The organism is Corallococcus llansteffanensis (genome assembly GCF_003612055.1).
Taxonomy (GTDB): domain Bacteria; phylum Myxococcota; class Myxococcia; order Myxococcales; family Myxococcaceae; genus Corallococcus; species Corallococcus llansteffanensis.
Genome location: NZ_RAWB01000882.1, coordinates 1 through 2533, shown reverse-complemented (window position 1 = coordinate 2533; position 2533 = coordinate 1). Strand labels below are relative to the sequence as shown.

The following is a 2533-nucleotide window of genomic DNA, read 5'->3' as shown; positions in this document are numbered from 1 at the left end:
CCCCAACCCGGCCCCGGCCAGGCGCTCGTCCGCATCCACGCCGTGTCCCTCAACTACCGCGACCTCATCATCGCCAAGGGCACCTACCCGGGGACCAAGACGCCCCTCGTCCCCGTCTCCGACGGCGCGGGCGAGGTCGTCGCCGTCGGCCCCGGCGTCACCCGCGTCAAGCCCGGGGACCGCGTGGCCCCCACCTTCTTCCAGGTGTGGACCGACGGCGAGCGCACCCCGGAGAAGGTCGCCCATGCGCTCGGCGGCGGCATCCCCGGCGTCCTCGCCGAATACGTCTGCCTGGACGCCGAAGGGCTCGCGCTCCTGCCCGACTGGCTGTCCTTCGAGGAGGGCGCCACCCTCCCCTGCGCCGCCGTCACCGCCTGGAACGCGCTCGTGCCGCAGGGCGGCCTCAAGCCCGGCCAGACGGTGCTCGCCCAGGGCACCGGGGGCGTGTCCATCTTCGCCCTCCAGTTCGCCCGCATCCTCGGCGCGCGCGTCATCCTCACGTCCAGCAGCGACGACAAGCTCCAGCGCGGCAAGCAGCTCGGTGCAGAGGGGCTCGTCAACTACAAGAAGTCCCCGGACTGGGCCGCGGAGATCCTCGCGCTCACGGGCGGCCAGGGCGTGGACCACGTGCTGGAAGTGGGCGGCGCCGCGACGCTGCCCCTCTCCGTGCGCGCCACGAAGGAGGGCGGCCACATCGCCCTCATCGGCCTGCTCACCGGCGCTCCGGGCAAGCCCGACCCCGCCGTCACCGGCAACAAGCCGCTGCGCATCGTGAGCACCTACGTGGGCAGCCGCGCCATGTTCGAGGACATGCTGCGCGCGATGACGCCCCAGAAGACGAAGCCCGTCATCGACCGCGTCTTCCGCTTCTCCGAGGCGCGCGAGGCCCTGCGCTACATGGAGTCCGGCGGCCACTTCGGGAAGATCGTCATCTCCGTGTGATGGCCCCGTCTGGCGTGGACGCGACACACGCCGGAAGATTCCCTCTGCTGGAAGGACAACCTCCGGCGTAACGTCCCGCGCGACTTCCGGGCCCGCTCGCAAGGTGGTGGGCGGGCCCCGCACCGAAAGGGTTCGCGCATGCCCCGCCTGTTGCCTCTCCTGCTGCTGCTGCTGCTGGCGCCGGTCCTCCCGGCCTCCGCCCAGCCACAGGAGGCCTCCCGCTTCTTCCCCTACACCCTGAAGACGACGCGCCTGCCCAACGGGCTCACCGTGGTGCGCGTGCCGTTCAACTCGCCTGGCATCGTCGCCTACGTCACCGCCGTGCGCGTCGGCTCGCGCAACGAGGTGGAGCCGGGGCGCACCGGCTTCGCGCACTTCTTCGAACACATGATGTTCAAGGGCACGAAGGCCCACCCCGAGGGCCAGCGCGAGAGCATCCTCGGCGGCTTCGGCTTCGACGACAACGCCTTCACCACCGACGACATCACCGTCTACCAGGTGTACGGCCCCACCGCCGGCCTGCAGCAGCTCATTGCCCTGGAGGCGGATCGCTTCCAGAACCTGACGTACTCGGAGCCGTCCTTCCAGACGGAGGCACTCGCGGTGCTCGGCGAGTACCACAAGAACGCGGCCAGCCCGAACCTCAAGCTGGAGGAGTCGCTGGCGAAGACGGCCTTCACGCGCCACACGTACCAGCACACCACGCTCGGCTTCTACGAAGACATCCAGGCCATGCCCAAGGCCTACGCGTACAGCCGCGCGTTCTTCGAGCGCTGGTACACGCCCGCCAACACCACCCTCTTCATCGTCGGTGACTTCGACGACGCCCAGGTCCTGGCGGAGGTGACGAAGCAGTACGGCGCCTGGAGCCGCAAGGCCACCACCGTCACCATCCCCACCGAGCCCGCGCAGCAGAAGGCGCGCGCCATCCACGTGGACTGGCCGCAGCCCACCCAGCCGCGCCACGTGCTCGCGTGGCACGCCCCCGCCGCCCGCGCCGACACGCCCGACGCCGCCATCATGGCCGTCCTCGCCGAGTACCTCGTGGGCGACACCAGCCCCGCCTACAAGGAGCTGGTGCTGGAGAAGCAGCTCGTCGAATCGCTGAACATCTACAGCACCCCGCACCGCGATCCGTACCTCTTCCCCATCGACGCCACCCTCCAGGATGAGAAGCACCGCGCCGCCGTGGACGCCTCGCTGCGCCGCGAGGTGAAGGCCCTGATCGATGGCAAGGTGGACGCCGCTCGCGTGAAGGCCATCCAGGACCACGTGCGCTACGGCATGCTCATGGACCAGGAGACGCCGCGCGACGTGGCCATCGACCTGGCCCTCTACGCGGGCGTCATGGGCCCCCCCGATGCCCTGTCCAGCTACCTGCGACAGCTGGGCACCGTGACGCCGGAGCAGCTCACCGCGTTCGCGAAGAAATACCTCGTGGATCCGAACCTCACCGTCCTCACCCTCACCCCCAAGGCCGCCGCCGCTGGAGGGACGAAGTGATGAAGTCCAATCCATCCGTGTCCCTCGTGGTCGCCGCCGCGCTGTCGCTCGCCGGTTGCGCCTCCACCCCCAAGCCCTCCCCCGAAGC

At 70.1% G+C, this 2533-nt stretch carries 2 protein-coding genes; both read left to right on the top strand.

Annotated elements, in window-relative coordinates; translation table 11 throughout:
• Positions 1–942 (top strand): zinc-dependent alcohol dehydrogenase family protein (locus D7V93_RS41620; protein WP_147451631.1); only part of this gene is annotated, 942 nt, incomplete at its 5' end.
• Positions 943–1080: 138 nt separating this feature from the next.
• On the top strand, positions 1081–2445 hold the full coding sequence (locus D7V93_RS41615) for a M16 family metallopeptidase (RefSeq protein WP_120648509.1): 1365 nt from the start codon (positions 1081–1083) through the stop codon (positions 2443–2445).
• Positions 2446–2533: the final 88 nt, after the last annotated feature.

Bases quoted from the DNA above. Each gene is read 5' to 3' on its own strand.
- D7V93_RS41615 (WP_120648509.1), top strand. From the start codon at position 1,081: ATGCCCCGCCTGTTGCCTCTCCTGCTGCTGCTGCTGCTGGCGCCGGTC.